We start from the raw sequence: 23931 nt of genomic DNA, 5'->3' as shown, positions 1-23931 counted from the left end.
ATTCGCATTCGGGTTTCTGGAGACCGCCTGCCCATGACCGCGCCAGCCTCGCGCATCTATTGCTCCGTCGACACCACCGAGATCGACGCCGCCCGCCGCATCGCCGGGCAGGTGGCCGGGGCCGTCGGCGGCATCAAGCTGGGGCTGGAGTTCTTCATCGCCCAGGGGCCGGCCGGCGTCCGCGCCGTGGTGGGGGAGGACGGGCCGCCGCTGTTCCTCGACCTGAAGCTGCATGACATCCCCAACACGGTGGCGGGCGGCGTGCGCGCGGCGCTGCCGCTGAAGCCGGCCTTCATGACGATCCATAGCTCCGGCGGGCCGGCGATGATGCGCGCGGCGGCGGAGACGGCGGCGACTGCCGGTGCGGATCGTCCGAAGATCCTGGCCGTCACCGTTCTGACCAGCCTGGACGAGGGCGATCTCGGTGCCGTCGGGCAGTCGGTGCCGGTGGCAGACCAGGTGGTGCGGCTGGCCAGGCTCGCCAAGGCGTCCGGGGTGGACGGCGTCGTCTGCTCCCCGGCCGAGGTGGCGCTGGTCCGCGCGGCCTGCGGACCCGATTTCATCCTGATGGTGCCCGGCATCCGCCCGGCCTGGGCCGCCACCAACGACCAGAAGCGCATCATGACCCCGGCGGAGGCGCTGGCCGCCGGGGCCGACCATCTGGTCATCGGCCGCCCGATCACCGCCGATCCCGACCCGGCCGCCGCCGCCCGCCGCATCGTCGCCGAAATCCATGATAATTTTGGGGGGACCGCATGACCGTCGCCGCCAAGATCTGTGGCCTGACCGAGCCCGAGAGCCTGCGCGCCGCCGTCGCCGGCGGGGCGCGCTATGTCGGTTTCGTCTTCTACCCGCGCAGCCCGCGCGCCATCGCGCCGCCGATGGCGGCGGAACTGGCGCGGCTGCTGCCGACCGGCGTGCGCTCCGTCGGGCTATTCGTCGATCCCGACGACGAGTTCCTGGAACATGTCACCGGGCAGGTCCCGCTCGACCTGATCCAGCTGCACGGCAGCGAGACGCCGCGCCGCATCGCCGAGATCAAGGCCCGCTATGCCCTGCCGGTGATGAAGGCGATCCGGGTCGGCGGGCCGGAAGACCTGACCGCGGCGCTGGAGGCGGCGGAGGTGGCCGACCGGCTGCTGTTCGATGCCAAGCCGCCGGCCAAGGTGTCGGCACTGCCCGGCGGCAACGGCATCGCCTTCGACTGGACGATCCTGGCCGGCCGCAGCTGGCCGCGCCCCTGGATGCTGTCGGGTGGTCTGACGGCCGACAATGTGGCGGAGGCGGTGCGCGTCACCGGCGCCACCGAGGTCGACGTGTCGTCGGGCGTGGAGGACCGCCCCGGCCACAAGGATCCGGCGCTGGTCCGCGCCTTCCTGTCGACGGTCACGGGGCTTTAGGGACGTTTTGCCCGAAAGCGACCTGTTTTAGACGAATGCTTCGGCTTATCTTGATCGCATGGCGGGACCTTGCGCCGTCGGGTAGGATGCGCCCATGAGCGATTCGACCACTCCGTCCACAACCGAGGCGCTCGGCGCCGTGCTCGACGAGCATCTGCGCTGGGTCGGCCAGTGGCAGCGCGCCGTTTTCTACCGTGAGGGCCGCGGCGGGGAGCGGTCGTCGGCCCCGGCCTCCTTCGAGGCATGGTGCCAGGCCGCGCGCCGCGACGACCTGCTGCAGCAGCCGGCGGTGCAGAAGCTGGCCAACCTGCACGAGCAGATGCACCGGCAGGCCCGGCTGATCCTGCTGAAGGCGTCCGGCGGCGAGCCGCCGACCGAGGCCGAGTATGAAGGGGTGATCGGCCGCTTCGAGGAGTTCATGCTGCATCTGCGCCGGATGGAGCGCGCCTTCGCCGCCGCCGCCTCCGGCCTGGACCCGCTGACCGGCCTGCGCACGCGGCGCGGCATGGGCGAGGCGCTGGAGCGCGAGCACAACCGCTACAGCCGCACCGGCCAGCCCTTCTGCGTCGCGCTGTGCGACATCGACAAGTTCAAGGGCATCAACGACAGCTACGGCCACGACATCGGCGACCGGGTGCTGGCCGCAACCGCCGCCGTCATCAGCCGCGGCGTCCGCAGCTTCGACGAGGCCTTCCGCATGGGCGGCGAGGAGTTCCTGGTCTGCCTGAAGGAAACCAGGCTTGACGAGGGCTATGAGGTGATCGAGCGGCTGCGCGTCGACCTGATGCGCTCGCCGGTGGTGCTGCCCGATGGCCGGGTGATCCCCGTCACCGCCTCCTTCGGGCTGGTGGAGGCGGTGTCCGACCTCACCGTGGACGATCTGGTGGTCTGTGCCGACCGCGCGCTCTATCAGGCCAAGAATTCCGGCCGCAACCGCGTGATCCGCTACGGCATCGACCGTCCGGAACCGAAGCCGGCGGCGGCGAAGGCGGGGCGTGGATAGGGGTTAACGGCAGCTGTCCGGTCAGCCCCCTTGGCCCCGGCCCCTCTGGCGCGGTACGATCGGGCCAACCTTATTGTCAGCCGCGATCCGGATTCCATGCGCACCCAGCCCGAGTTCCCCAACCTGTTCATCCTCGACCATCCGCTGATCCAGCACAAGCTGACCCACATGCGGAACAAGGAGCGGTCGACCGGCGGGTTCCGCACCCTTCTGCGCGAGATCTCGCTGCTGATGGGCTATGAGCTGACACGCGACATTCCGCTGACCACCGAGCGGATCGAGACGCCGCTGCAGCCGATGGACGCGCCGGTGATCCTGGGCAAGAAGCTGGCAGTCGTGCCGGTTCTGCGCGCCGGGCTCGGCATGTCGGCCGGTCTGCTGGAACTGGTGCCGTCGGCGCGCGAGGGGCATATCGGCCTCTACCGCGACCACGAGACCAAGCAGCCGCACGAATATCTGGTGAAGCTGCCGCCGGCCGAGGGGCGGCTGTTCATCGTCGTCGATCCGATGCTGGCGACCGGCAATTCCGCCGCCCATGCCTGCGACGTGCTGAACCGCCATGGCGTCGACGACCACAACATCCGCTTCATGGCGCTGGTCGCCGCCCCCGAAGGCGTGCGCCGCTTCCACGAGTCGCATCCGGACGTGAAGGTCTTCACCGCCGCCCTGGACAGCCACCTGAACGAGGACGCCTACATCGTTCCCGGCCTGGGCGATGCCGGCGACCGCATGTTCGGCACCAAGTAAGGACCGATCAAGCCAAGGAAAACGGGGCGGGCGCCGGAGGACGGCTCCGCCCCGTTTTCCGTCGGGTCCTTCCGGTCAGCCGGGGCCCCCGTCAGCTGGCCGTGGCCGGCTCCGCCGCCCGCACGGCACCGAACTGGACCAGCGCCTTGCGGTAGCCGATATTGGGAGGCGCATAGCCCGCATCGCCGGCGGCGCGCTGCGGCACCGATGCGTGCAGGTTCTCTTCGCCGTAGGGCAGGACGCAGACCGGGCGGTAATGGCGCGGCTCCACCAGCTTGCCGACCCCGTCCAGAAAGCGGGCATAGGAATCCACGATGGTGCCCAGCGCGTTGTCGGTCGTCACCTCCGGCACCCAGATGGGGTCGATGGCCAGCCCGCAGGATTCGGCGTGCTCCATCATCCATTTCAGCGCGATGTCCGACAGCCTGTCGTCGTCATAGCCGCCGCCGACATTCGAATGGCAGCCGGCGAACCAGCGCTGTTCCATCCGCTGTGCCGGCTTGTCCTTCGGATCCCACAGGTTGGCGGCGAAGGTCTTGCGGTGCTCGTCGATCGCCAGCGCCTGGAAGGCGTTGCGGACAAGGCTGCTGAGTTCGGTGTCGTGGAAGCCGTACAGCTCCTCGTCCAGATGGTCGCAGATGCCGAGCGGCACACCGAGCGCGCCCACCGTGTCCCAGACACCGAGGAAATGGATGGGGATCGGCGTCGATCCATGGGTATCGCGGAACTGCTTCGCCTCGTCCACGTCGGGGCCGTCGTCCCGCTTGCGGTAGAGCGCATAGGCCGCGTCGGTCTGGTTCAACTTGTCGGCCGGCAGCAGCCCGGCATTGCGGATCAGGCCGACGAGGCTGCGGGCGGTGTAGGCGCCGCGCGAGAAGCCCAGAATGAAGACGTGGTCGCCGTCATTGTACTCCGAGGCGAGGAAGCGGTAGCCGTCCTTGATCTTCTTGTCGATGCCGAGGCCGAAGGCGCCGCCGAAAACCTTGTCGAACCAGTCATGGAGGAACCCGCCCTCGTCGTCGGTGCCGACGCCGGAGTCGTAATGGCTGATCTGCGCCATGCCGTCGGGGGCGTTGCCGAGAACCGACTTGTGGAATTTCCAGACGTTGGTCGCCGCCTCGTTGTCCTTGTCGGGCCGATTGCCGCTGCCTGGCGTGTTCCAGGTGCCGTCGAAACACAGGACGATCCGCTTCGCCATCTTGCCCTCCCTGCTGGCCTGCTCGCAGGAGATGATGGCAGCGATATTTTTTCCCCTTCAACAGATTTGTTGAAAATGGACACAACCCCGGAATGCTGCTGCATGTGTGCCGCAACCGTTCGCTGGGGGCGGTGCGGACATACGCACATATTCCTTGATTGCAGCCATGGTTATGCCGAAAGGTTCCGCCCCTGTAATTGCCGTTTCGGTCAAGTCAAGGGTCACATGGCCGTGCTGTCGGCGGGAAGCCGACATACGGCATCCGCAGGACATGGGTGCCTGCCACTTGTGCGAAGGTCCCATATGACATTGGCTTGATTTCGATCAATGCCGGGTGGCGTGACGGTAAGGATCATGCCATCCTCTTCGATGCGCCGACCGAATGGCCTAGCCCATATGCCTTCAACCGGTGCAGCCGACCGTGTGAATGAACGCGAACGGGAACGCGCGATGGATTACGAGACTTTCTTCCGCAACCAGATTGCGACCCTGAAGCAGGACGGCCGCTATCGGGTGTTCGCCAATCTGGAACGCCATGCGGGCAACTTCCCGACGGCGACCTTCCGCGATTCCAACGGGCGCGAGCGTCCGGTCACGGTCTGGTGCTCCAACGACTATCTCGGCATGGGCCAGCACCCCAACGTGCTGAAGGCGATGCACGACGCGCTGGACCAGGTCGGCGCCGGTGCCGGCGGCACCCGCAACATCTCCGGCACCAACATCTACCATGTGCTGCTGGAGCGCGAACTGGCCGACCTGCACCGCAAGGAAGCGGCGCTGCTCTTCACCTCGGGCTATGTGTCGAACGACGCGACGCTGACCACGCTGGGCAAGATCCTGCCCAATTGCGTGATCCTGTCGGACGCGCTGAACCACAACTCGATGATCACCGGCATCCGCAACTCGGGCGCCGAGAAGCACATCTTCCGCCACAACGATCCCAAGCACCTGGACGAGCTGCTGTCCGGCATCGCTCCCGGCCGGCCCAAGGTGGTGGCGTTCGAAAGCGTCTACTCGATGGACGGCGACATCGCCCCCATCCATGACCTGTGCGACGTCGCCGACAAGCACGGCGCCATGACCTATCTGGACGAGGTGCACGCCGTCGGCATGTACGGCGCCCGCGGCGCCGGCGTGGCCGAGCGCGACGGTGCCATGGACCGGCTGACCATCATCGAAGGAACGCTGGGCAAGGCCTTCGGCGTGCAGGGCGGCTACATCACCGGTTCCACCGCGCTGATCGACTGCGTCCGCAGCTTCGCCGCCGGCTTCATCTTCTCCACCTCGCTGTCGCCGGTCCTGGCAGCGGGCGCCCTGGCCTCCATCCGCCACCTGAAGAACAGCCAGACCGAGCGGACGAAGCATCAGGAGCGTGCGGCCACCCTGAAGCGGATGTTCGCCGATGCCGGCCTGCCGGTGATGCCGTCGGTCAGCCACATCGTTCCGCTGATGGTCGGCGATGCCCATCGCTGCAAGCGGGCCTCGGACGAGCTGCTGGAGAGGCATAACATCTACGTCCAGCCGATCAATTACCCCACCGTCCCGCGCGGAACGGAGCGGCTGCGCTTCACCCCGACCCCGCTGCACAGCGATGCGCAGATGGGCATGCTGGTGGACGCGCTGCTGGACGTGTGGAGCCGGCTGGATTTGCGGCTCGCGGCCTGAGGCGAAAGCTCCCCCTCAATAGCCCCTTTGTCGGTAGGGACATTTTGTCCTCTGGACATATGGGTCGGCCATCCCTAACTTAGGGATAGTGTTGCGACCGGTTCGCAGTTTCTTCGCTGCGGGCCGGCTGCGGCCGTGCCGTCCTTTTGTCTTTCCGGGGCATCGCCCAGGGGGTTCGCCATGTACCGTGACAACTCGCTGATGCCGAAGGAGGCCGTGCGCCTCGTCGTCCTGGGCACCCTGATCCAGGGCGGTCCGCTGCGCTACGCCGATCTGGCCGGCTCGGTGCGTCATTTCCTCGACCGCATCATGGGGCCGTCGCTGGACCTGATGGGCACCTCGCTGGAGATGCTGCGCTACGAGGGGCTGATCGAGGCGCTGGACGGCAGCGGCATGGAAGACAATGCCCTGCTGGGGCCGACCGACGCCGGCCGGGCGGAGTTCGGGACGCTGATGCGTGCCAATGTCCGCGCGCCGTCGGCCGACGGGCTGAACAAGCTGGTCATCGCGCTGAAGCTGCGCTTCCTGCACCTGCTGGACGTCGAGTCGCAGCGCGACCAGATCGACAATCTCGTGGCTCTCTGCGAGACCGAGCTGGCCCGGCTGGGCGATCTGAAGCGGGCCGATGTCGGCAGCGACGTCGGCAGCGACAGCCACTTCGCCTCCTGGCTCGATCTGGACATCGCCCAGGCCGAAGACCGTCTGGCCTGGTTCCAGGGGCTGCTGGCGCGGCTCTGACCGTTTCATGACCCGGTGATTTCGTTACGCGCGGCGCGTCCCTGCACATAGGGGCGCGCCGCGTCTGTTTCGGCGCACCGTTTTGGTGTACCTTCGGGGTACTCCTTTCCCCCGTGCCGGAATCCGCTCCATGGCCTCGTACCTGTCGACCGACGACCTCGAAGACCGCTTGCGCATGGAGTTCGTGGACGATGCGCGCGATCGGCTGGAGCTGATGAACGCGACGCTGGCGGACCGCGTGAAGGGCCAGCGCAGCGATGTCGAGACCATCGGCGTGCTGCGGCTGGAGGCCCACAACTTCAAGGGCATGGGCACCAGCTTCGGCTATCCCACCGTCAGCCTCGTCGCCCACCGTCTGGAGGATTACCTCAGCGGCCTGAAGCGGCTGGACGAGAAGCAGCTGATCGACGCCCAGATCTTCATCGACCGCATCTCCGAACTGGTCGACCGCGCCGAACAGCCGCTGCTGGCCGAGACCAACCGGATCATCCGCGCCCTGCCGGTGCGCTACGAATTCCAGGTCACCGACGTCGAGGTCCGCAACGTCGAGATCATGCTGGTCACCCCCTCCAAGGTCGTCGCCAAGAAGCTGGGGACGGAGCTGGCGGCCTGCGGCTTCCGCACCATGACGGTGACCGACCCCATCGAATCGATCAGCCTTGCCGTCCGCGTGCCCCCGGACATGGTCATCGCCTCGATGGTGATGGACGGCCTGTCCGGCCTCGACCTGATCCGCGGATTGCGCGCCATGAGCGTGACCCACCAAGTGCCGATGGCTCTGCTGACCTCGCTGAACCTCGACCACCCGTCGCTGAAGGAAATCCCGCACGGCGTCTCCGTCATCCGCGTCGGCGAGCATTTCGGCGACGATTTCGCCGCGGTGGTGGCCAAGCACAATCTCGGCTGAACGTCATCGTCATATAGCCGCGCTTGCGCCGGCGGGAATCGCCATGATAGGCGTCGGGCCGGTCCAACAGGCTGGAGCAGTGCCCGAATGACGGAGATTCTTCGCCGGTACGGCCCGGTCCTGACCGGGGCGATCCTGCTGGCGGTGGCGCTGTGGCTGGCGCTGCTGGTGGTGCTGCCGCAGTTGATGATGATCGGCTTCTCCTTCCGGCCGTCGCTGCCGCCGTCCAAGCTCGGCGGACCTGAGGATGTGTTCACGGTCAAGAATTACCTGACCCTGTGGACCAACAGCATCCATCTGGCGATCTTCCTGAAGACGATCTGGGCCAGCGCCCTGGTCACGCTGACCACGCTGGCCGTCTGCTATCCGGTCGCCTTCTATCTGGCGCAGGTGGCGCCGAAGCGGCGGCTGCCGCTGCTGATCCTGATGCTGGTCGTGCCCTTCTGGATCAACGAGCTGCTGCGCACCTTCTCCTGGTACATCATCCTGGCCTTCAACGGGCCGCTGAACGCGATCCTGCTGGGGCTCGGCATCATCGACGAGCCGCAGCGCTTCCTGGGCGGCGACGGCGGGGTGATCGTCGGCATGGTGTATGTCTACATCCTGTTCATGGTCTTCCCGCTCTACAACGCCATCGAATCGCTGGACCGCAACCAGATCGAGGCGGCGCGGGATCTGGGCGCCGGCTGGCTGCGCATCCACCGCCGCATCGTGCTGCCCCATGCGAAGCCCGGCATCGCCGTCGGCTGCATCATGACCTTCATGCTGGCGGCCGGCAGCTATGCCGTGCCGGCCCTGCTGGGCGGGCCGAACAGCCGTTGGTTCACCGAGATCATCTACAACTGGTTCTTCGAGGGCGGGAACTGGAACCAGGGGGCGGCCTACGCCTTCATCCTGCTGGTGCTGTGCATCGGCTTCATCCTCGGTGCGATGCGGCTGTTCCGCGTCGGGCTGGCGGATATCGCGAAATGAGCCCGCAACCATGACCGCCGCTCGCCTCCGCCGCCTGCTGACCGGTGCCTATCTGGTGCTGTTCTTCGGCTATCTGTTCCTGCCGCTGGGCATCATGGCGGCGGCGACCTTCAACAGCAGCCGCTTTCCCACCGTGACGCCCTGGATGGGCTTCACGCTGAGCTGGTTCCAGGCGCTGTGGGACGACCAGCGCATGTGGGCGGCGCTGGGCACCAGCCTGCTGGTGGGGGCAGGCGTGATCGCGCTGGCCGTGCCGCTGGGGCTGGCGGCGGCCCTGCTGCTCGACCGGCTGCACAGCCGGGCCAAGACCTTTCTCTATGCGCTGATGGTATCGCCGCTGCTGACGCCGGGGGTGATCGTCGGCATTTCGACGTTGGTGTTCTGGCGGGAGTGGTTCGGGGTCAGCGGCGGGCTGTTCCTGACCGTGGTCGCGCAGTCCAGCTTCATCGCCGCCTATGCCATGCTGCTGTTCTCGGCAAGGCTGGAGCGGTTCGACCCGGTGCTGGAGGAGGCGGCGCTCGACCTCGGCGCCACGCATGGGCAGGTGTTCCGGCGCATCACGCTGCCGTACCTGATGCCGGCGATCCTGTCGGCGTCCCTGCTGGCCTTCCTGCAGAGCTTCGAGAACTACAACACCACGCTGTTCGTGCGCGGGCTGGACACCACCCTGACCGTCTACATCGCGACCAAGGTGCGGACCGGCCTGACCCCGGCGGTCAACGCGCTGTCGCTGGTGCTGATCGCGCTGACCATCCTGGGCGCCGTCGTCTACGAGATCCTGCGCCGGCGCGAGGCGCGCCGGCAGGCAGGTCCCGCAGAAGCCTTGGAGTCGGCCTGAGACTCAGTCCTCTTCCGCCTCGTCGGCGTCCGCCTCGATCTGGGCGGCGAGGTCGCGCAGCATGTCGATCACGTCTTCGTGGCTGGTCTCGTCCACGGCGGCGTTCACCGCGGCCTCGATCATGGCGACGGCGATGTAGGGGCCGAGCGGGCCACCTTCCTTGATCGCCTCATCCAGATGCTTTTCGGCGATCGACAGCGCCTTTTCGAACAGCGCCTCGGCCGTCTGGTTGGTGGTGTCCTTGCTCATCGTCCGGTCCGTTGCGGAGGGTTGGTCCGACTCCAATAACACGCCCAATCGGCGGTTGGCGCGGGAATTCGCGGGGTCCGCCGCAAATAGCGGCCGTAAACGGGAGGCCGGGCTTGCGCCACCCCCGGCCATACGCCACAGTCCGGAAGAGAACTGACCTATACGGCAAGGGAACAGCATGACCGGCACGCCCGACCTGACCAGCCCCGGCCTCTATCGCTTCTGGTGGGAGGAGCGAGTGCGCTTCAACGACCTCGACGCGGTGGGGCACGTCAACAACAACGCCATCGGCGTCTATTTCGAGCAGGCGCGCGTCGCCCTGCTGCACGAGGCCGGCGGCTTCACCGACGAGGTTCCCTGGACCGTCGTGCTGGCCCGCAGCCTGATCGAATACAAGGCGGAGCTGCTCTATCCCAACACGGTGCGGGTCGGTGCGCGGACGCTGCGGGTCGGCACCAGCTCGATCACTCTGGGCTGCGCCATCTTCCTGGGCGACCGCTGCATCGCCACCCAGGAAGCCGTGGCGGTGATCGTCGACAAGGCGGCCCATCGCCCGACCCCCATTCCGGAACCGTTGCGCGCCAAGCTGCTGGAGGCGTAAAGGGGGGCGCCATAGCCCCGCACCATCGGAATCCGCCATGACGCGACCCGCCAAGCGCCCCTTCGCCAAGGGACGCCAGCCCGCCCGCAAGACTCCCCATGCTCCTGCCGAAACGCGGGACCTGGAGGTGGCCATCACCGATGTCGGCGCCCGCGGTGACGGGGTGGCCTTCGCCGACGGCCTGCGTCTGTTCGTGCCCTATACGGTGGCCGGCGACCGCGTGCGCGTACGCATTGCCGACAGCGACGGCAAGGGGGAAGGCGTACGGGCGGAACTTGTTGAAATCCTTGACGCCGGTCCTGGTCGCCGGACGCCGCCCTGCCGCCATTTCGGCCGTTGCGGCGGCTGTACGTTTCAGCAGATGGACGATGCGACGTACGAGACCTGGACCGTCGGGATGGTGCGCGGAGCGCTGGAGAGGGTCGGGCTGGGCGAGGTTCCGTTCGAGCCGCTGGCGCGTACGCCGGCCGGTGCCCGCCGCCGCGCCCGCTTTGCGGCGCTGAAGCGTGGCAAGCGTGTCTGGTTCGGCTTCAACGAGCGGCAGAGCCACCGTCTGGTCGATCTGGAGGAGTGTCCGGTGCTGGCGCCCCGCCTGTTCGCCCTGGTGGAGCCGCTGCGTGCTATGCTGGCGGAGATCCTGCCCGACGGCGGCGACGCCGACGTGGTGCTGACCGATCTGGAGGGCGGGGCCGACCTGCTGCTGGTCGGGCCGCGCAGCCTGGATCGCACCGCCCGCGAGGCGCTGGTCGCTTTCGAGCCGGAGCGCATCGCCCGCATCGCCTGGCAGCCCACGGACCGCACCGCACCGGAACCGGTGGCGAACCGACGCCCGGCCTTCATTCGTTTCGCAGGCGTTCCGATCCAGCCGCCGCCCGGCGCCTTCCTGCAGGCCAGCGCCGAGGGCGAAGCCGCCCTGGTCGCCGCTGTGCGCGAGGGGGTGGGGCCGGCGGCCCGCATCGCCGACCTGTTCGCGGGCATCGGCACCTTTTCCATTCCGCTTTCGCAACAAGCCGCGGTTCATGCGGTGGAAGGTGACGAGCCGGCGGTGGCGGCGCTCGGCCGCTCGGTCCAGGGGTTGCGGCTGACGGTGGAGCGGCGCGACCTGTTCGAGACCCCGCTGAGCGCCAAGGACCTCAATCGTTACGATGCCGTGGTGTTCGATCCGCCGCGCGCCGGTGCGGCGGCCCAGGCGGCGGCATTGGCCGGAAGCAAAGTGCCACGGGTGGTGGGGGTGTCCTGCAATCCGTCGAGCTTCGCCCGCGATGCAAGGGTATTGGTGGATGGCGGCTATCGTCTGGTGAAGGTCTGGCCGGTCGACCAGTTCCTCTGGTCGGCCCATGTGGAACTGGTGGGGTTGTTCGAGCGGTGAGGACGTTGGACACCCACCTATCCTCCCCCGCTCTCAGCGGACCTACGGTCCGCCTGCCGCGTCAGCACAAAGCATAGCTTTGTGTGGGAGCTGGGCGGGGGAGGGACTGCCGTCGCTCTTCCGATCAAGCGCTTATCCCCTCCCCCGCCCAGCGGGGGAGGGTCAGGGTGGGGGCAATCGAAGCCTGAACGCTCTCAATCCAGCTGCAGCACGATGGCCTTGAGATAGGCCGACTCCGGCAGGTGCGGGTGGACCGGGTGGTCCGGACCGGCCCCGGCGCTGCGCAGGATGCGGCCGGTGCGGCCGGCGTCGTGCAGGCCGCGGGCGACCTGCTCGGCAAAAGTCGGCGGATCGACGTTGTGGCTGCACGACCCGCAGAGCAGAAAGCCGCCGGGCGCGGTGATCTTTGCGGCCAGACGCGCCATCTTGCGGTAGGCGCGGCAACCGGCTCCCAGATCCTTCTTCGATTTCACGAAGGCCGGCGGGTCGGCCACCACCACCTGGAAAGTCTCGCCGGCGGCGCCCAGCCGCTCCATCTCCTGGAAGGCGTCGGCCTTGCGCGCCTCGAAGCGCTCGGCGACGCCGTTCGCCTCGGCGGCGCGGGTGGCGTTCTCCAGCGCCAGGGCGGAGCGGTCGACCGCAACCACCTGGGTGGCGCCGGCCACCGCGCACTGGATGCCGAAGCCGCCATTGTAGCTGTAGAAGTCGATGGCCCGGCCGCCCTTGGCGAGCGAGGCGATGAAGGCGCGGTTGTCGCGCTGGTCGTAGAACCAGCCGGTCTTCTGGCCGTCCAGCGGGTTGGCGAAGAAGGTCACGCCGTTCTCTTCCAGCCGGATCGGGCCGTCGAGCTCGCCCTTGGCCAGCCGGGTCTCCTCCGTCAGCCCTTCCAGCGCGCGCTGGCTGCCGTCGTTGCGCAGGATGATCGCGCGCGGGGCCATCACCTCTTCGATGGCGGCCAGGATGTCGTCGATCCGGTTGTCCATGAAGACGGAGTTGGCCTGCACCGTCACCACATCGTCGAAACGGTCGACGATCAGGCCGGGCAGACCGTCGGCCTCGGCATGGACCACGCGGTAGAAGGGACGGGAGAACAGCCGCTCGCGCAACTCGACCGCGCGGCGCATCCGGTCTGCGATGAAGGCGCGATCAACCACGGTCGCCGGATCGCCCGACAGCAGCCGCGCGGCGATCAGCGTGTGCGGATTGAAGGTGTAGATGCCCAGCGGCGTCCCGCCGGGGTCCAGAAGCCGCACCGGGCTGCCGGGCGGGACCGCCTTGGCGATGGTGTCCATCTGGACTTCGTTGGAATAGACCCAGGGATGCCCCTGCATGACGCGCCGCTGGCGGCCGGCCTGCAGGTGGATCGGCGGGTATTTCTTGACGGGTTTGGTGCCGGTGTCGCTCATGGGCAGGCATCCTAACGGCAAATCGCCGCCGCGCAACGGATCCCTGCATCGCCCGGGTAACGCCCGGCCGCCCGGTGCTACTCCACCCCGTGCAGCCCGCCCGCCACCGCGGGGGCGTTGTCGTTGACGACCGCCAGATCCTTGCTGAAGCGGATCGTCTCCTGCCGGTGCCCCTCGGTGCGGAAACAGTCGGGGATCGGGTTGCGCCGGGAGTCCCGTACGAGGTAGCGCTCGGGCAGCGTGGTGTGGATGGCGGCGCAGCCGAGGCGCCGGGCCAGCAGGTCCATCGCCCGCAGCAGAGTCTCGGCGATGCCGGCCAGGTCGAACAGGTCCAGCACCACGAAGTTGTCGACGCTCAGCACCCGGCCGTGGCGCAGGTTCGGCTCCACCCTGTAGGAAAACAGGCCGTGCATATAGCCCAGGGCGTTCTGCACGGTGATGATGCCGGCCTCCGCCGGCGGGCCGGAGCTTCCGGGGCCACTACCCTTGGGTGCAGTGCCCAACAGCGCTGCGGCAAATGCGCGCCATTGGTCGACCCCCAGGCCCGGCGCGATTGCGCAGACCAGCGGGTAGGCCTGATCGATCTGGCGTCGACCAAGGGGTTTCGCGATAAAACCGTCGTCCATTTCAGTCCGGCCGATTGCAAGGACACTGAACGATGGCAGGGCGGGGCCGCCAGGGTCGTTGACGTAGATCAATGTTGTTGAACCCCCCCATACACATAGTGGGGGCCATTGGAGACAGGCGCGCCCGGCGTCCCGCTTGGCATTCCCGAGTGCAACCTGTCCCGCTCCTTAACAGTACGTACCCAGTGGTGGTGCAACCCAGAAGGCGCGGCCTCGCGGCCGCCCGGGGCAAACGGGAGAGATTGTATGACATCAGCGACTCTGACTTCAGGGGCCACCCTGGGCAGCCAGCGGGTGTCGGAAGACGTGCGTTACCATGAGGACGCCATCCGACTCTTCGTGATCGCTGCAGTGTTCTGGGGCGTGGTCGGTTTCCTGGCCGGCACCTTCATCGCTCTGCAGCTGGCCTTCCCGGCGCTGAATCTCGGGCTGGAGTGGACGAGCTTCGGGCGCCTGCGCCCCGTCCACACCTCGGCCGTGATTTTCGCGTTCGGCGGCAATGTGCTGTTCGCCACTTCGCTCTATTCGGTTCAACGGACTTGCCGTCAGCATCTCTTCGGGGGCGAAGGGCTGGCGAAGTTCGTTTTCTGGAACTACAACGTCTTCATCGTGCTCGCGGCGCTGAGCTATGTCCTGGGCTACACCCAGGGCAAGGAATACGCCGAGCCCGAGTGGATCCTCGACCTGTACCTGACGGTCGTCTGGGTGCTCTATGCGGTCCAGTTCATCGGCACCGTGATGACGCGGCGCGAGTCGCACATCTATGTGGCGAACTGGTTCTTCATGGCGTTCATCCTGACCGTCGCCATCCTGCACATCGGCAACAACGTCAACGTCCCGGTGTCGCTGTTCGGCATGAAGTCCTACACCTTCGTGTCGGGCGTGCAGAGCGCGATGGTGCAGTGGTGGTACGGCCACAACGCGGTCGGCTTCTTCCTGACCGCCGGCTTCCTGGGCATCATGTACTATTTCGTGCCCAAGCGCGCCGAGCGGCCGGTCTACTCCTACCGCCTGTCGATCGTCCACTTCTGGACCCTGATCTTCCTCTACATCTGGGCCGGTCCGCACCACCTGCACTACACCTCCCTGCCGGACTGGGCGCAGACGCTGGGCATGACCTTCTCGGTCATGCTGTGGATGCCGTCCTGGGGCGGCATGATCAACGGCATCATGACCCTGTCGGGCGCCTGGGATAAGCTGCGCACCGACCCGGTCCTGCGTTTCCTGGTCACCTCGGTCGCCTTCTACGGCATGTCGACCTTCGAAGGCCCGCTGATGTCGGTGAAGCCGGTCAACGCCCTGTCGCACTACACCGACTGGACCGTCGGCCACGTGCACTCCGGCGCTCTCGGCTGGGTCGCCTTCGTCTCCTTCGGCGCGATCTACTATCTCGTGCCGGTGCTGTGGAAGCGCTCGCAGCTCTACAGCATGCGTCTGGTCAGCTACCACTTCTGGACCGCCACCGTCGGCATCGTGCTCTACATCACCGCCATGTGGGTGTCGGGCATCATGCAGGGCCTGATGTGGCGCGCCTACGACAACCTGGGCTTCCTGCAGTACTCCTTCGTGGAGACCGTCGCGGCGATGCACCCGTTCTACGTGATCCGCGCGATGGGCGGCGTCCTGTTCGTCGCCGGTGCTCTCATCATGGTCTACAACCTGTGGCGCACGGCGAAGGGCGATGTCCGCATCGAGAAGCCCTATGTCACCACCCCGCACAAGGCGGCGGTCGGCGCGGCCTGACGCTAGGGAAGGATGCGAGAAATGGCTCAGGAAAAAAAGGGATTCAGCCACGACCTGATCGAGCGGAACACGCTTCTTCTGATCGTGCTCGTGCTGATCACCGTGTCGATCGGCGGTCTGGTCCAGATCGTCCCGCTCTTCACCATCGAATCGACCATCGAGAAGGTGGAGGGGGTCCGTCCCTACTCCCCGCTCGAACTGGCCGGGCAGAACATCTACTACCGTGAAGGCTGCTACAACTGCCACAGCCAGCAGATCCGTCCGTTCCGTGACGAGGTCGAGCGCTATGGGCACTACTCGCTGGCTGCGGAGTCGATGTACGACCATCCGTTCCAGTGGGGCTCCAAGCGCACGGGTCCGGACCTGGCCCGTGTCGGCGGCAAATACTCCAACGACTGGCAGGTCGCCCATCTGGTGGATCCGCGCGCCGTCGTGCCGGAGTCCATCATGCCGGGCTATGCCTGGATGAAGGACCGTCCGCTGAGCTACGGCGACATCGCCGACCACCTGAAGGCGCTGAAGATCGTCGGCGTTCCCTACACCGACGAGCAGATCGCCAACGCCAAGGCCGACCTGGAAGCGCAGAAGAATCCGGACGGCGACACCGCCGGCCTGGCCAAGCGCTATCCGAAGGCCGTGGTCGCGAACTTCACCGGCAACAAGACCGTCACCGAAATGGACGCTCTGGTCGCCTACCTGCAGGTGCTGGGCACCATGGTGGATTTCACCAAGTACCAGTCGCCGAAGCAGCTGCAGCAGTAATCGGGGGAGGAATCCATGGACTTGGATTCGATCACGGTGATGCTTCGGTCCTTCTGGACGGTGTGGTTGACGCTGCTGCTGACGGGCATCCTGGTTTACGCCATGTGGCCCGGCAACCGCCGCACCTTCGACGACGCCGCCCAGATCCCGCTCAAGGATGATGGTCAGGAGCTTTAGACCATGGCACAGAATTACAAGGACGAGCTGTCCGGCGTCGAGACCACCGGCCACGAGTGGGATGGACTGCGCGAACTGAACAACCCGCTGCCCAAGTGGTGGCTGTACCTCTTCTACGTCTGCATCGCCTGGTCGCTGGTGTACTACGTGTTCTACCCGGCCTGGCCGCTGGGCAAGACCTACACGAAGGGCATCCTCGGCTATTCGCAGCGTGAAGAACTCGACACCAGGATGGCGGAGGCGAAGGCCGGCCAGGCCAAGTACCTGACCGCCATCGCCGCCAAGTCGGTCGACGAAATCCAGAAGGACAAGGACCTGCTGGGCTTCGCCATGGCCGGCGGCCGGTCCTACTTCAACGAGAACTGCGCCGCCTGCCACGGCGCCGGCGGCCAGGGTGCCAAGGGCTTCCCGACGCTGGCCGACGACGTGTGGCTGTGGGGCGGCTCCTCGGCCGACATCTACAAGACCATCCAGCACGGCATCCGTTCGGAAGACGGCGACACCCGTGGCGTGCCGAACGTCGGCATGACCGCCTTCGGCAAGGACGGCATCCTCAACCGCGACCAGATCGATCAGGTGACGGACTATGTGCTGTCGCTGAACGGCAAGACCGCCGATGCGGGCAAGGTCGCCAAGGGCAAGACCGTCTATGACGAGAACTGCGCCGCCTGCCATGGCGACGCGGGTCAGGGTTCGGTCGCCGCCGGTCTCGACGGCATCGGCGCTCCTCCGCTGAAGCAGGCCAACTGGCTCTATGGCAGCGACAAGGCCACGCTGATGGACACGGTGACCAACGGCCGCGCCGGCATGATGCCGGCCTGGTCCAAGCGCCTGGACGATGCGACGATCAAGTCGCTGGCGGTCTACGTCCACAACCTGGGCGGCGGCAAGTAAGCCGATCCCGATCCGGGGACAAGTTCGGAACCGACCGGAAGGGCGTCGGGGAGTTCGCTCCCCGGCGCCTTTTTCCTATGGGAAACGGCCTGCCGGCTGGCGGTTCCGTGAACTTCCTGTCATTTGATCCAGCGCAATGTACCTGCGGCAATCGGTCGCCATAGTGCCCCGACCGGCCAGCAGGATTTGCCGATCAGAAGCCGCCGACCAGTCGAAGGGCAGCCAGCGACCATGACCATCAGCACGACCACCGGAAACCGTTCCGCCGCTCCGAAGCGTGTGAAGCAGCCGCGCCAGAAGGGATGGTACATCCCCTGGATCTTCGTCGGGCTCTTCATGATCGTTCTGGCGGTGAATGCGATCATGGTCCATTTCGCCGTGTCGAGCTGGACCGGGGTGCAGACCGAGAACCACTTCATCAAGGGCATCAACTACAACAAAGATCTCGCCGGCGCCCGCGCCCAGGCCGAACGCGGCTGGCAGGTGCAGGCGGAATTCACCAGCACCGAGCCGCGCAAGGCCCTGGTCGCCATCACCGCCCGCGACAAGGAGGGCCGTGTCCTGAAGGATGCCGTCGTCACCGTGTCGATGATCCGTCCGACCACCGTCGGCCACGACAGGACGCTGACCCTGCCCTATCTGGGCGAGGGCCGGTACGGCGCCCCGGTGGAGCTGGACCTGGAAGGCCAGTGGGACATGCGTTTCGTCATCACCCACGCCACCGGCGACTATCAGGACCAGAAGCGCGTCTGGGTGCAGTGACCTTGGAAGGGGCCGATCGGCAACGATCGTCGGGCCGGGATCATCGGGGTGATGTGAGATGAGCGTCTGCCTCCATTGCGGACAGGAACTGGGCGAGCAAGCCGCCACCAACGGCAACTCCGACACGACCGCCACCGACGGGGCCGGCCCCTTCTGCTGCACCGGCTGCGCCGCCGCCTACGATCTCGTCCGCGGATTGGGGCTGGAACGCTATTACGAGCGCCGCAGCGTCGATCCCACCGCGCGCCCGCTGCGCCCCGACGACACCCCGACGGTGGATTACGAACCGCATGCGCGCGAGGAGTCCGACGGCAGCCGTAGCCTGCACCTGATGGTCGACGGCATGCAGTGCGCGGCCTGCGTCTGGCTGATCGAATCGGCGCTCAGCCGCCAGCCGGGCGTCGGCCATGCCCGCATGAACATGACGACGCGCCGGCTGACGGTGCGCTGGAACCCCAAGGCCACCGACGCCAACGCGGTGGTCGGCACCGTCGCGCAGCTGGGCTATCGCGCCGTGCCCTTCGATCCGGACCGGTTGGGCGGCGTCCAGGCCAAGGGCGAGAAGGAGCTTCTGCGCGCCATGGCCGTGGCGGGCTTCGCCATGGGCAACGTCATGCTGCTGTCGGTGTCGGTCTGGGCCGGCCACAGCCAGGGCATGGGCACCGCCACCCGCGACCTGATGCACTGGATTTCGGCGCTGATCTGCATGCCGGCCATCGCCTATGCGCTGCGTCCCTTCGCGCGCTCGGCGCTGTCGGCCCTGCGCCATGGGCGCACCAACATGGACGTGCCGATCACCATCGGTGTCCTGCTGGCCACCGGCATGAGCCTGTTCGAGACGATCCACAGCGGCGAGCACGCCTATTTCGACGGCGCGGTGATGCTGCTGTTCTTCCTGCTGATCGGCCGCTATCTCGACCAGCGGGCGCGCGGCCGGGCACGCTCGGCGGCGGAACAGCTGCTGGGCCTGCGCGCCAACGCCGTCACCATCCTGCGCGAGGACGGCACCAGCACCGTCGTGCCGCCGGAACAGGTCACCAGCGGTACCACCATCCTGGTCGCGGCGGGCGAGCGCATTCCGGTGGACGGGCGGGTGTCCGACGGCATCTCCGACCTCGACACCGGCCTGATCACCGGCGAGACGGTGCCGGGCACCGCAAGGCCGGGCGACCAGGTCTTCGCCGGAACGCTGAACCTGACCGCGCCGCTGCGCCTGACCGTCACCGCAGTGGGGGAGGGCACGCTGCTGGCCGAGATCGTCCGGCTGATGGAGGTGGCCGAACAGGGCCGCGCCAAATATGTCGCCATCGCCGACCGGGTGTCGCGGCTCTATGCCCCGGTGGTGCATCTGGCAGCCTTGAGCACCTTCGGTGCCTGGATGCTGCTGGGCGGGGCGATGTGGCAGGACGCGCTGATGAACGCCATCGCCGTGCTGATCATCACCTGCCCCTGCGCGCTGGCGTTGGCGGTGCCGGTGGTGCAGGTGATCGCCAGCGGCCGGCTGATGCGCCAGGGCACCCTGTTGAAGAGCCCGACCGCGCTGGAACGACTCGCCGCCATCGACACGGTGGTGTTCGACAAGACCGGCACCCTGACCGAAGGGCGCCCGGTGCCCCAGCTGGACGGAGTGCCGGCGGATGATCTGGCGCTGGCGGCCTCGCTGGCCGCGGCCAGCCGCCATCCGCTGGCCCGCGCGCTCGCCGCCGCCGCGCCGCAGGTGCCGGTGGCCGCAGGCGTGCGCGAGATCGCCGGTGCCGGCCTGTCGCTGCAGACCCCGGATGGGGAGGTGCGGCTGGGCAGCCGCCGCTTCACCGGCGCGCCGCTGGAGGCGGAGGACGCCGCCGGTCCGGAGCTGTGGCTTGCCCGTCCGGGCGAGGAGCCGCGGCGGATCCTGTTCCTCGACGCTCCACGGCCGGACGCCGCCGCCGTGGTGGCGGCGCTGAAGGCGCGCGGGCTGGAGGTGCGGCTGCTGTCGGGCGACCGCAAGGGGGCGGTGGCGGCGGTGGCGGAACGGCTGGGCATCGCCGACTGGCGGGCCGAGCAGACGCCTGCCGACAAGACCACCGTGCTGGCCGAGCTGGCAGCCCAGGGACGCACCGTCCTGATGGTGGGCGATGGGCTGAACGATGCCCCGGCGCTGGCTGCGGCGGCGGTGTCGATGTCGCCATCCACCGCGGTGGATGTCAGCCAGACCGCGGCGGACGTGGTGTTCCAGGGCCGCCTGCTGCGCCCGATCGTCGAGACGGTGGAGGTCGCCCGCCGGTCCGGCCGTCTGGTCCGGCAGAATTTCGGCATCGCGCTGGTGTATAACCTCTGCGCCGTGCCGCTCGCGATGGGCGGAATGCTGACGCCGCTGCTGGCGGCGCTCGCCATGTCGTCGTCGTCGCTGATCGTCATTCTCAACGCGCTGCGGCTGGCCCGCGGTGCCGTCGTCAAGGATATTCCCGTCCAGGATATGGCTGGGCGGGATCTGCCGGGTAAGGATTCGGGTGATGGACGAGCTTCTCTATCTGATCGCGATCGCGCTCAGCCTGGGCGGTCTGGGGCTGACGGCCTTTCTGTGGGCGCTGAAGTCCGGCCAGTTTGACGATCTCGACGGCGCGGCGCACCGCGTCCTGTTCGACGACGACCTGCCGGCGGCCTCCCGGCCGGGGACCGATCCGGCCGCCCCGGAGGCCGTCCGGAGGCAATAGTGCCAAAGCCCGTATGGGCAAAGGAAAGGTTGTATGCGTGCGAGGTTGCGATTCTCGACGATTGCCACCAATATGAGCCCATGCGGAATGAAAGGCTGGGTTCGTCCATGCCACCTTTTGATAGTGTTCGCGCTCGGGAAAAGAGCGCTGCGACGGAAATGAATCCCTGCGGGGCCTGTCCCGTGCGCAGCCTGACGGTTTGCGCCGCGCTGGAACCGGAGGAGCTGCGCCGCCTTGCCGATATTCTGCAGAATGTGCGCATGGATGCCGGCCACACCCTGTTCGCCGAAGGCGACGCGGCCGACGCGCTCTACAACGTCACCTCCGGTACGGTGAAGCTGTACAAGCTGCTGCCGGACGGGCGCCGCCAGATCACCGGCTTCCTGGTGACCGGCGACTTCCTGGGGCTGGCCGTCAACGACAGCTATGCCTATACCGCGGAGACCGTCACCAGCGCCTCGCTCTGCCGCTTCCCGCGCAAGAAGATCGACGCGCTGCTGGAGGAATTCCCCAAGATGCAGCGGCGCCTGTTCTCCATGGCGTCGAACGAGCTGGCCGCCGCGCAGGACCAGATGCTCCTGCTGGGCCGCAAGACGGCGAAGGAGAAGATCTGCTCCTTCCTGCTGATGCTGTCGCAGCGGGCCGCCCGCCGCGGCCACAAGGAAAACCCGGTCTTCGTGCCGATGAGCCGCGCCGACATCGCCGACTATCTGGGCCTGACCACCGAGACGGTCAGCCGCACCTTCACCCAGTTGAAGACTGCGGGCGTGATCTCGTTGCAGGAAGGCAACAAGGTCCTGATCGCGGACATCGATGCGATGTACGATCTGGCCGAAGGGGCGTGACCTTCGCGCTTTTGCCGGGTGCGGGCGTGCTCGGCAATTCTTCCACGGATTTCACGGATGTTCTTCCGGGGAGCCACGGCTTGCCGAAGGGCATCTGCTCTGGCAAGCCATAAAAAAATCCGTGTAATCCGTGTCTAAATCCGTGTAATCCGTGTAAATCTTGCCGGACATACCCGCAGTCCGGCAAGACTACAGCGCGCGTTACTCCCCCCGCACCGGCCGCAGTTCGAACTGCAGCCACACCAGCATCGACACCACCAGGATGGCGCCCGCCTGATGGGCGGCGGCGACCGGGAGCCACACCACGGTCAGCAGCGTGACGATGCCCAGCGCGATCTGCAGCAGGATCATGGCGGCCGACGCCAATGCTGCGCGGCCGGCGCGGCCGGGCAGGCGGGCGTTCAAGACGCGGGCGGACAGCACCAGGACCACGACGCCGGTCAGGATCGCCAGTGTGCGGTGGATGAGCTGGATCGCCGCGGTGTTCTCGAACGGATTGACCCACCAGGGGGTCAGGGTGTTCACCTCCGGCGGAATCCAGTGGCCGGCCATCAGCGGGAAGGTGTTGTAGGCGAGGCCGGCGTCCGACCCGGCAACGAAGGCGCCCCAGACGATGGTGACGGCGACCAGCCCAAGCGCCCAGCCGGCAAGGCGGCGCAGGCCGGCAGCCTCCGGACGCCACCCCGCCAGCGGCAGCGGGTCGAGCAGCCCCAGCGCAGTGCGCAGAAGCAAGGCGTAGATCAGGATCGCGGTGCCGAGATGCAGGGCCAGCCGGTAATGGCTGACGTTCGGCGCATCGACCAGCCCGCTCTTCACCATGAACCAGCCGATGCCGCCCTGCAGCCCGCCCAGTAGGAACAGGCCCATCAGTTTCGGCCACAGTTCGGGCGAGATGCGGCCCTGCATCCAGAAGCGCAGGAAGGGGATGAGGAAGACGAAGCCGATCAACTGGCCCCACAGCCGGTGGAACCACTCCCACCAGAAGATCGACTGGAACCCCGCCAGATCCATGTGGCTGTTGTAGATGCGGAACTCTGGCGTCTGCTTGTAGAGGTCGAAGACCCGGTTCCACTCCGCCTCCGACAAGGGCGGCAGGATGCCGATCAACGGTTTCCATTCCACCATCGACAGGCCGGATTCGGTCAGCCGGGTGATGGCGCCGATCACGGCCATGGCCAGCACCATGGCGGCGCAGACCAGAAGCCAGACGGCAATCGGCCGATTCGGATTGGGGCGGGCGGAGGAGGCGAGGCTGTCGGAGGCAATGGCGGTCACGGCGGTAATCCGGAGCACGGCGGTGGGATGTTCGCCAATGTGGTGCGAACATCCTGCTCCGTCAAACGCCACTTGTCCTGTTTGGGGCGGGCGGTGTCCGCTCAGGCCGTGCCGATGCCGCCCTGGGCCTGGGCGGTCTGGCCCTGGAACAGCGCCGTCTCGGCCGCCCGGCGGGCGACGAGGCCCGGCAATTGGGTCTTCTTGCCGTTCACCGTGGCATAGACCCAGCGGCCGAACTGGCCTGCGGCCTCGTCATAGTCGCGGGCGTTCAGCAGCTTCAGCAGGGTCGAGCTTTGCAGGCTGCCGGCCCCCAGGTTGAAGACGAAGGAGGACAGGGCGCCGCGCTGGTCGTCGTTGAGCGGCACCGTCACCAGCGCGTCCACATGGCCGGCGGCCTCCGTCAGGTCGGAGGCGAGGAAGCTGTCGGCCTGATCGGCGGTGATGGTCTGGCCCATCTTCACGCCGGCCGTGTGGCCGTAGCCGATGGTGGGAACGCCCGCCGGGCAGAGATAGGCTTCGAGATACAGACCTTCGAAATGCTTCACGAGGTCGACCGCGGCTTGGCAGACCGGCTTGGTGGTCATGACTGGAAACTCCCGCTTCGCGAGTCAGGCGGACTTAATCCGCCCTTAATGGGGGCGATCCTAGGCGATACACCCGCGAGCCGGGAAGGATAGATTTCAAACTGTCGCAATCAGCCAGGTTGCGAGGTGTGAGATTCAGGAGGTGTGAGATTCAGGGGGCCAGGGTATGCGCTGCGCCGAACAACACGAACAGGGCGAACAGGAGCGCGAACAGTCCGGCGATGGTCGTGCATTCCAGCAGCGCCTCCACCAGCCTGCCCTCGCGATCCTGCCAACTCGAAGGCCTGCAAGTCGGCTGTCCGACGGCCGGATGGGGGTCGGTGCCGTCTGCCGCCTCGTCGGCCACCTCGCCGGACAGGCCGCCGCCTGCATCACGATCACTCCAGCCTTCGTTCCAGGACTTTGTCCTGCGCTCCGCCATCATCGCGCCCTCCGCAATCTCCACCGCCGGAATTCGCTAAAATTTTAGCTATCCGG

The 23931-nt window shown here is 67.1% G+C and carries 26 protein-coding genes; 19 read left to right on the top strand and 7 right to left on the bottom strand.

Annotated elements, in window-relative coordinates:
• Positions 1–33: 33 nt before the first annotated feature.
• The 4 genes from pyrF to upp all read left to right on the top strand — a co-directional run bounded on the left by pyrF (position 34) and on the right by upp (position 3150).
• A complete protein-coding gene (gene pyrF, locus AZOLI_RS11850) occupies positions 34–759 on the top strand; it encodes an orotidine-5'-phosphate decarboxylase (RefSeq protein ID WP_014248888.1) in 726 nt (241 codons plus the stop codon).
• Positions 756–1400, top strand: coding sequence for a phosphoribosylanthranilate isomerase (locus tag AZOLI_RS11845; RefSeq protein ID WP_014248887.1), 645 nt, complete (start codon positions 756–758; stop codon positions 1398–1400). The genes pyrF and AZOLI_RS11845 overlap by 4 nt, the downstream gene beginning before the upstream one ends.
• A 94-nt stretch (positions 1401–1494) precedes the next feature.
• Positions 1495–2403, top strand: coding sequence for a diguanylate cyclase (locus AZOLI_RS11840; RefSeq protein WP_014248886.1), 909 nt, complete (start codon positions 1495–1497; stop codon positions 2401–2403).
• A 96-nt stretch (positions 2404–2499) separates the two neighbouring features.
• Positions 2500–3150 (top strand): uracil phosphoribosyltransferase, encoded by a 651-nt coding sequence (gene upp, locus AZOLI_RS11835; protein ID WP_044550094.1) that lies wholly within the window; start codon positions 2500–2502, stop codon positions 3148–3150.
• Positions 3151–3241: 91 nt separating this feature from the next.
• On the opposite strand, the gene AZOLI_RS11830 is transcribed toward upp, so the two are convergent.
• Positions 3242–4348: a DUF2235 domain-containing protein gene (locus tag AZOLI_RS11830; protein ID WP_014248884.1), complete on the bottom strand. Its 1107-nt coding sequence runs from the start codon at positions 4346–4348 to the stop codon at positions 3242–3244.
• 450 nt (positions 4349–4798) lie between these two features.
• Here AZOLI_RS11830 and hemA point away from each other — a divergent pair, with 450 nt between their 5' ends.
• The 5 genes from hemA to AZOLI_RS11805 all read left to right on the top strand — a co-directional run bounded on the left by hemA (position 4799) and on the right by AZOLI_RS11805 (position 9468).
• The gene (gene hemA / locus AZOLI_RS11825; protein ID WP_014248882.1) at positions 4799–6013 is read left to right on the top strand and encodes a 5-aminolevulinate synthase; all 1215 of its coding nucleotides are present in this window, start codon (positions 4799–4801) and stop codon (positions 6011–6013) included.
• Positions 6014–6193: 180 nt separating this feature from the next.
• Entirely contained in the window at positions 6194–6751 is a 558-nt protein-coding gene (locus tag AZOLI_RS11820; RefSeq protein WP_014248881.1) for a hypothetical protein, read from the top strand.
• Positions 6752–6881: 130 nt separating this feature from the next.
• Positions 6882–7658, top strand: coding sequence for an Hpt domain-containing protein (locus AZOLI_RS11815; protein ID WP_014248880.1), 777 nt, complete (start codon positions 6882–6884; stop codon positions 7656–7658).
• A gap of 87 nt (positions 7659–7745) precedes the next feature.
• The gene (locus AZOLI_RS11810) at positions 7746–8630 is read left to right on the top strand and encodes an ABC transporter permease (RefSeq protein WP_014248879.1); all 885 of its coding nucleotides are present in this window, start codon (positions 7746–7748) and stop codon (positions 8628–8630) included.
• Positions 8631–8640: 10 nt separating this feature from the next.
• A complete protein-coding gene (locus AZOLI_RS11805) occupies positions 8641–9468 on the top strand; it encodes an ABC transporter permease (RefSeq protein WP_014248878.1) in 828 nt (275 codons plus the stop codon).
• Positions 9469–9471: 3 nt separating this feature from the next.
• Here AZOLI_RS11805 and AZOLI_RS11800 read toward each other — a convergent pair whose 3' ends face one another.
• Complete coding sequence (locus AZOLI_RS11800) at positions 9472–9717, bottom strand: hypothetical protein (protein WP_014248877.1); 246 nt, start codon at positions 9715–9717, stop codon at positions 9472–9474.
• Between the two features lie 178 nt (positions 9718–9895).
• Between AZOLI_RS11800 and AZOLI_RS11795 the strand changes: the two genes are divergently transcribed.
• Positions 9896–10318: an acyl-CoA thioesterase gene (locus AZOLI_RS11795; RefSeq protein WP_014248876.1), complete on the top strand. Its 423-nt coding sequence runs from the start codon at positions 9896–9898 to the stop codon at positions 10316–10318.
• 37 nt (positions 10319–10355) lie between these two features.
• The gene (locus AZOLI_RS11790; protein WP_014248875.1) at positions 10356–11687 is read left to right on the top strand and encodes a class I SAM-dependent RNA methyltransferase; all 1332 of its coding nucleotides are present in this window, start codon (positions 10356–10358) and stop codon (positions 11685–11687) included.
• A gap of 194 nt (positions 11688–11881) precedes the next feature.
• Here the strand turns inward: AZOLI_RS11790 and AZOLI_RS11785 are convergent, their stop codons facing one another.
• The gene (locus AZOLI_RS11785; RefSeq protein ID WP_014248874.1) at positions 11882–13093 is read right to left on the bottom strand and encodes a class I SAM-dependent rRNA methyltransferase; all 1212 of its coding nucleotides are present in this window, start codon (positions 13091–13093) and stop codon (positions 11882–11884) included.
• A gap of 77 nt (positions 13094–13170) precedes the next feature.
• The gene (locus tag AZOLI_RS11780; protein ID WP_014248873.1) at positions 13171–13719 is read right to left on the bottom strand and encodes a hypothetical protein; all 549 of its coding nucleotides are present in this window, start codon (positions 13717–13719) and stop codon (positions 13171–13173) included.
• A 246-nt stretch (positions 13720–13965) separates the two neighbouring features.
• Here AZOLI_RS11780 and ccoN point away from each other — a divergent pair, with 246 nt between their 5' ends.
• From ccoN to AZOLI_RS11745, 8 genes are all read left to right on the top strand, one after another.
• Positions 13966–15462 carry a cytochrome-c oxidase, cbb3-type subunit I gene (gene ccoN, locus AZOLI_RS11775; protein ID WP_014248872.1) on the top strand — a complete coding sequence of 499 codons (1497 nt, stop codon included), beginning with the start codon at positions 13966–13968 and terminating at the stop codon, positions 15460–15462.
• 21 nt (positions 15463–15483) lie between these two features.
• Positions 15484–16224, top strand: a complete 741-nt coding sequence (gene ccoO, locus AZOLI_RS11770; protein ID WP_014248871.1) for a cytochrome-c oxidase, cbb3-type subunit II — start codon at positions 15484–15486, stop codon at positions 16222–16224.
• A 15-nt stretch (positions 16225–16239) separates the two neighbouring features.
• Positions 16240–16401, top strand: a complete 162-nt coding sequence (locus AZOLI_RS11765; RefSeq protein WP_014248870.1) for a cbb3-type cytochrome c oxidase subunit 3 — start codon at positions 16240–16242, stop codon at positions 16399–16401.
• A gap of 3 nt (positions 16402–16404) precedes the next feature.
• The gene (gene ccoP / locus AZOLI_RS11760; protein WP_014248869.1) at positions 16405–17295 is read left to right on the top strand and encodes a cytochrome-c oxidase, cbb3-type subunit III; all 891 of its coding nucleotides are present in this window, start codon (positions 16405–16407) and stop codon (positions 17293–17295) included.
• A 231-nt stretch (positions 17296–17526) separates the two neighbouring features.
• Positions 17527–18057: a FixH family protein gene (locus AZOLI_RS11755; RefSeq protein WP_014248868.1), complete on the top strand. Its 531-nt coding sequence runs from the start codon at positions 17527–17529 to the stop codon at positions 18055–18057.
• Between the two features lie 58 nt (positions 18058–18115).
• Positions 18116–20644, top strand: coding sequence for a heavy metal translocating P-type ATPase metal-binding domain-containing protein (locus AZOLI_RS11750; protein ID WP_014248867.1), 2529 nt, complete (start codon positions 18116–18118; stop codon positions 20642–20644).
• Positions 20550–20750 (top strand): cbb3-type cytochrome oxidase assembly protein CcoS, encoded by a 201-nt coding sequence (gene ccoS / locus AZOLI_RS33240; protein ID WP_014248866.1) that lies wholly within the window; start codon positions 20550–20552, stop codon positions 20748–20750. The genes AZOLI_RS11750 and ccoS overlap by 95 nt, the downstream gene beginning before the upstream one ends.
• Before the next feature lie 158 nt (positions 20751–20908).
• Positions 20909–21595, top strand: a complete 687-nt coding sequence (locus AZOLI_RS11745; RefSeq protein WP_081505934.1) for a Crp/Fnr family transcriptional regulator — start codon at positions 20909–20911, stop codon at positions 21593–21595.
• 201 nt (positions 21596–21796) lie between these two features.
• Here AZOLI_RS11745 and AZOLI_RS11740 read toward each other — a convergent pair whose 3' ends face one another.
• From AZOLI_RS11740 to AZOLI_RS11730, 3 genes are all read right to left on the bottom strand, one after another.
• The gene (locus AZOLI_RS11740; protein WP_014248864.1) at positions 21797–22870 is read right to left on the bottom strand and encodes a COX15/CtaA family protein; all 1074 of its coding nucleotides are present in this window, start codon (positions 22868–22870) and stop codon (positions 21797–21799) included.
• Positions 22871–22971: 101 nt separating this feature from the next.
• A complete protein-coding gene (locus tag AZOLI_RS11735; protein ID WP_014248863.1) occupies positions 22972–23454 on the bottom strand; it encodes a lysozyme in 483 nt (160 codons plus the stop codon).
• A 151-nt stretch (positions 23455–23605) separates the two neighbouring features.
• The gene (locus AZOLI_RS11730; protein ID WP_014248862.1) at positions 23606–23878 is read right to left on the bottom strand and encodes a hypothetical protein; all 273 of its coding nucleotides are present in this window, start codon (positions 23876–23878) and stop codon (positions 23606–23608) included.
• Between the last annotated feature and the right edge of the window lie 53 nt (positions 23879–23931).

The organism is Azospirillum lipoferum 4B (assembly GCF_000283655.1).
GTDB classification, from domain to species: Bacteria; Pseudomonadota; Alphaproteobacteria; order Azospirillales; family Azospirillaceae; genus Azospirillum; species Azospirillum lipoferum_C.
This window is presented reverse-complemented; position numbering and strand designations above follow the sequence as displayed.

What these genes read in the sequence shown, in the direction of transcription:
- AZOLI_RS11735 (WP_014248863.1), bottom strand. Translation starts at nt 23,454, where the DNA reads ATGACCACCAAGCCGGTCTGCCAAGCCGCGGTCGACCTCGTGAAGCAT.
- AZOLI_RS11830 (WP_014248884.1), bottom strand. Translation starts at nt 4,348, where the DNA reads ATGGCGAAGCGGATCGTCCTGTGTTTCGACGGCACCTGGAACACGCCA.
- AZOLI_RS11750 (WP_014248867.1), top strand. Translation starts at nt 18,116, where the DNA reads ATGAGCGTCTGCCTCCATTGCGGACAGGAACTGGGCGAGCAAGCCGCC.
- upp (WP_044550094.1), top strand. Translation starts at nt 2,500, where the DNA reads ATGCGCACCCAGCCCGAGTTCCCCAACCTGTTCATCCTCGACCATCCG.
- AZOLI_RS11755 (WP_014248868.1), top strand. Translation starts at nt 17,527, where the DNA reads ATGACCATCAGCACGACCACCGGAAACCGTTCCGCCGCTCCGAAGCGT.
- AZOLI_RS11785 (WP_014248874.1), bottom strand. Translation starts at nt 13,093, where the DNA reads ATGAGCGACACCGGCACCAAACCCGTCAAGAAATACCCGCCGATCCAC.
- hemA (WP_014248882.1), top strand. Translation starts at nt 4,799, where the DNA reads ATGGATTACGAGACTTTCTTCCGCAACCAGATTGCGACCCTGAAGCAG.
- ccoN (WP_014248872.1), top strand. Translation starts at nt 13,966, where the DNA reads ATGACATCAGCGACTCTGACTTCAGGGGCCACCCTGGGCAGCCAGCGG.
- AZOLI_RS11820 (WP_014248881.1), top strand. Translation starts at nt 6,194, where the DNA reads ATGTACCGTGACAACTCGCTGATGCCGAAGGAGGCCGTGCGCCTCGTC.
- AZOLI_RS11795 (WP_014248876.1), top strand. Translation starts at nt 9,896, where the DNA reads ATGACCGGCACGCCCGACCTGACCAGCCCCGGCCTCTATCGCTTCTGG.
- AZOLI_RS11765 (WP_014248870.1), top strand. Translation starts at nt 16,240, where the DNA reads ATGGACTTGGATTCGATCACGGTGATGCTTCGGTCCTTCTGGACGGTG.
- AZOLI_RS11840 (WP_014248886.1), top strand. Translation starts at nt 1,495, where the DNA reads ATGAGCGATTCGACCACTCCGTCCACAACCGAGGCGCTCGGCGCCGTG.
- AZOLI_RS11745 (WP_081505934.1), top strand. Translation starts at nt 20,909, where the DNA reads ATGAATCCCTGCGGGGCCTGTCCCGTGCGCAGCCTGACGGTTTGCGCC.
- AZOLI_RS11810 (WP_014248879.1), top strand. Translation starts at nt 7,746, where the DNA reads ATGACGGAGATTCTTCGCCGGTACGGCCCGGTCCTGACCGGGGCGATC.
- pyrF (WP_014248888.1), top strand. Translation starts at nt 34, where the DNA reads ATGACCGCGCCAGCCTCGCGCATCTATTGCTCCGTCGACACCACCGAG.
- ccoO (WP_014248871.1), top strand. Translation starts at nt 15,484, where the DNA reads ATGGCTCAGGAAAAAAAGGGATTCAGCCACGACCTGATCGAGCGGAAC.
- AZOLI_RS11805 (WP_014248878.1), top strand. Translation starts at nt 8,641, where the DNA reads ATGACCGCCGCTCGCCTCCGCCGCCTGCTGACCGGTGCCTATCTGGTG.
- AZOLI_RS11780 (WP_014248873.1), bottom strand. Translation starts at nt 13,719, where the DNA reads ATGGACGACGGTTTTATCGCGAAACCCCTTGGTCGACGCCAGATCGAT.
- AZOLI_RS11730 (WP_014248862.1), bottom strand. Translation starts at nt 23,878, where the DNA reads ATGATGGCGGAGCGCAGGACAAAGTCCTGGAACGAAGGCTGGAGTGAT.
- AZOLI_RS11845 (WP_014248887.1), top strand. Translation starts at nt 756, where the DNA reads ATGACCGTCGCCGCCAAGATCTGTGGCCTGACCGAGCCCGAGAGCCTG.
- AZOLI_RS11800 (WP_014248877.1), bottom strand. Translation starts at nt 9,717, where the DNA reads ATGAGCAAGGACACCACCAACCAGACGGCCGAGGCGCTGTTCGAAAAG.
- AZOLI_RS11790 (WP_014248875.1), top strand. Translation starts at nt 10,356, where the DNA reads ATGACGCGACCCGCCAAGCGCCCCTTCGCCAAGGGACGCCAGCCCGCC.
- ccoP (WP_014248869.1), top strand. Translation starts at nt 16,405, where the DNA reads ATGGCACAGAATTACAAGGACGAGCTGTCCGGCGTCGAGACCACCGGC.
- AZOLI_RS11815 (WP_014248880.1), top strand. Translation starts at nt 6,882, where the DNA reads ATGGCCTCGTACCTGTCGACCGACGACCTCGAAGACCGCTTGCGCATG.
- ccoS (WP_014248866.1), top strand. Translation starts at nt 20,550, where the DNA reads ATGGACGAGCTTCTCTATCTGATCGCGATCGCGCTCAGCCTGGGCGGT.